General features: G+C 67.3%; 4 protein-coding genes. All 4 read right to left on the bottom strand.

The genetic code is table 11. The features are described from left to right. The coding region (locus tag P3W85_RS33270) for an aminotransferase class I/II-fold pyridoxal phosphate-dependent enzyme (RefSeq protein WP_276267884.1) at positions 1 to 386 on the bottom strand (386 nt) is incomplete at its 3' end. 147 nt (positions 387 to 533) lie between these two features. Continuing rightward, the gene (gene nusB / locus P3W85_RS33265) at positions 534 to 1049 is read right to left on the bottom strand and encodes a transcription antitermination factor NusB (RefSeq protein WP_276267883.1); all 516 of its coding nucleotides are present in this window, start codon (positions 1047 to 1049) and stop codon (positions 534 to 536) included. Further along, complete coding sequence (ribH, locus tag P3W85_RS33260) at positions 1042 to 1545, bottom strand: 6,7-dimethyl-8-ribityllumazine synthase (protein ID WP_017230258.1); 504 nt, start codon at positions 1543 to 1545, stop codon at positions 1042 to 1044. Before ribH ends, nusB begins: the two co-directional genes overlap by 8 nt. A 68-nt stretch (positions 1546 to 1613) precedes the next feature. Then, entirely contained in the window at positions 1614 to 2726 is a 1113-nt protein-coding gene (ribBA, locus tag P3W85_RS33255) for a bifunctional 3,4-dihydroxy-2-butanone-4-phosphate synthase/GTP cyclohydrolase II (RefSeq protein WP_276267882.1), read from the bottom strand. Between the last annotated feature and the right edge of the window lie 142 nt (positions 2727 to 2868).

The following is a 2868-nucleotide window of genomic DNA, read 5'->3' as shown; positions in this document are numbered from 1 at the left end:
TAGCTGGGGTCGGGCATCAGCACCTCGGCGCCGATCTCCACCAGCACCGCGCAGGCCAGCAGCAGCGCGCCCGAGGCGCCGGCGGTGACGATCACGCGGCGGGCCGGGATGTCGATGCCGTACGCCGTCTTATAGTAGCCGGCAATGGCCTCGCGCAGCGGTGCGATGCCCAGCGCGCCGGTGTATTGGGTGACGCCGCGCCGCATGGCGGCCTCGGCCGCCCGTACCACGGGCTCGGCCGCGGTGAAGTCGGGCTCGCCGATTCCCATGTGGATGATGTGGCGCCCGGCGCGTTCCAGTTCGGCGGCCTGCTTGGCCAGTTCCATCACGTGGAAGGCGTCGATATTGGCGAGGCGGGAGGCGGTGGCGAGACGCTGCATGTCCATGGCGGGAGAGGTTTGGTTAGCTCGGTTAGCCTGGGTTGCCCGGAGGGCGGGCGCTTGGCTGGTTCGGGGGGTAAATGTAGAAACACCCGCCTGAAGCGGGTGTCGGTACGGCAAGCGCGGCGCCGCGGACGGTGCCGGTCGCCGTGGTCAGCGTCGGGCGGCCACTTCGGGCGCGCGCACCTGGGCGGCCAGCTTGTCCAGCACGCCGTTGACGTACTTGTAGCCTTCCACGCCGCCGAAGGTCTTGGTCAGCTCCACGGCTTCGTTGATGACGACCTTGTACGGGATGTCCAGGCAATGCACCAGCTCATAGCTGCCGATCAGCAGGGCGGCGCGCTCGACGGGCGAGAGTTCGTCCACCGGGCGGTCCAGGAAGGGCTCGAACGCGCCAGTCAGCTTGGTTTCCTCGCGGATGGCGCCATTGAGCAGGGCGTCGAAGTGCTCGCGGTCGGCCTTGTTGAAGCCTTGGGCGTCATGCAGGTGAGCCTGGATGGCGCCGGTATCGTTGCGGTTCAGCAGCCACTGGTACAGGCCCTGCAGCGCAAGTTCGCGCGAGCGGCGGCGCGCGCTCTTGGGCGGGGCCTTCGGCTCGGCCTTGGCGACGGGCTTGGCGCCGTCCGCCGGCTTGCCGGCGGGGTTGCTGCTATCGGGCGCGTCACTCATCTTCGTCCTCGTCTTCCTCGCCTTCCTGGCCGCGCAGGGAGTCCAGCGCGGATACCAGGTTGGCCATTTCCACTGCAGCGCGGGCGCAGTCGCGGCCCTTTTCGCGGGTACGGGCGTGGGCCTGGGCGTCGGTGTCCACGGTCAGGATGCCGTTGGAGATCGGTACATTGAAGTCCAGACCGACGCGGGTGATGCCGGCGCCCGACTCGTTCGAGACCAGCTCGAAATGGTAGGTCTCGCCGCGAATCACCGCGCCGAGCGCGATCAACGCGTCAAACTGGCCGCTTTCGGCCATCTTTTGCAGTGCCAGCGGGATTTCCAGGGCGCCGGGTACGGTCACCACCAGGGTGTCCTCGCCTTCGATGCCCAGCTTTTCCAGCTCTGCCACGCAGGCTTCGCGCAGTTCGTCGCAAACCGGTTCGTTGAAACGCGCTTGCACGATGCCGATGCGCAGGCCTTCGCCTTCGAGGTTGCTGGGATAGAAACCGTGATCCATCTTGTATTCTCCTGGGTTCGGTGCGGCGGCCGGCTCTAGGGATGCGGCCGCCGTGTGTATACGGTAGTTCAGTCTGCCTTGCCGCCGCCCATGGGCTGGTAGCCGGTGACTTCGAGGTCATAGCCGGTCATGCTCGGCATTTTCAGCGGGGACGCCAGCACGCGCATCTTGCCGACGCCGACATCCTTCAGGATCTGCGCGCCCGTGCCGTAGATGCGCAGGTCCGGCTTCACGCGCGGGCGGTCCTGCGGCGCGTCCAGCGCCGAGAACTGCGTAAACAACTGCTGCGCGGTGTCGCCGCAGTTCAGCAGCACCATCACGCCATGCTCGGCTTGGGCGATGGCCTCCAGCGCGGCAGGCACGCTCCACGAATGCGTGGTGCGCGACACTTCCAGCAGATCCAGGGTGGACAGCGGCTCGTGCACGCGCACCAGGGTTTCGCGGTCGGGCCGCGGCGTGCCCTTGACCAGCGCCAGATGCGCGCGGCCGGTCGGCTTGTCGCGATAGATGATGCTGTGGAAGGTACCGTATGGGGTGGCCATGGCGCGTTCGCCGGCACGCTCGATGATGCTCTCGGTGCGGCTGCGATAGTGGATCAGGTCGGCAATGGTGCCGATCTTGATGTCATGTTCCTGCGCGAATTCGATCAGGTCCGGCAGGCGGGCCATGGTGCCGTCGTCCTTCATGATCTCGCAGATCACGGCGGCCGGGGTCAGGCCCGCCAGGGCGCCCAGGTCGCAGCCCGCCTCGGTATGGCCTGCGCGGATCAGCACGCCGCCGGGCTGAGCCGTCAGCGGGAAGATGTGGCCGGGCTGGACCAGATCGGCGGCGCGCGCGTCCCTGGCGACCGCGGCCTGCACGGTGCGGGCCCGGTCGGCCGCCGAAATGCCGGTGGTGACGCCCTCGGCTGCCTCGATCGACACGGTGAAGTTGGTGCCGTGCACCGTGCCGTTGCGGCTGACCATGGGTTGCAGCTCAAGCTGGCGGCAGCGCTCGGCGGTCAGTGTCAGGCAGATCAGGCCGCGCCCGTATTTGGCCATGAAATTGATCGCCTCGGGTGTGACGAAATCGGCCGCCAGAACCAGGTCGCCTTCGTTTTCGCGGTCTTCCTCGTCGACCAGAATAACCATGCGACCTGCACGGATTTCGGCAATGATGTCTTCGGTACGGGCGATTGTCATGGCGTGCAGGCTGGGAGCGGCTGAGGTTTAGGCTGGAATTCTGGCTGAAATTCGGGCGGGATGGCTTGCTGGGCGGCTGCCCGGGCAGACTGGCCGATGGCCGCAGGCGGCAAACCGGTTGTCCCGCGGCAGCGGTCTGGCC

Source organism: Cupriavidus basilensis, from assembly GCF_029335485.1.
Lineage (GTDB): Bacteria > Pseudomonadota > Gammaproteobacteria > Burkholderiales > Burkholderiaceae > Cupriavidus > Cupriavidus basilensis_E.
This window is presented reverse-complemented; position numbering and strand designations above follow the sequence as displayed.

Excerpts from the sequence above, each read along its gene's own strand:
- nusB (WP_276267883.1), bottom strand. The coding sequence starts at position 1,049 with ATGAGTGACGCGCCCGATAGCAGCAACCCCGCCGGCAAGCCGGCGGAC.
- ribH (WP_017230258.1), bottom strand. The coding sequence starts at position 1,545 with ATGGATCACGGTTTCTATCCCAGCAACCTCGAAGGCGAAGGCCTGCGC.
- ribBA (WP_276267882.1), bottom strand. The coding sequence starts at position 2,726 with ATGACAATCGCCCGTACCGAAGACATCATTGCCGAAATCCGTGCAGGT.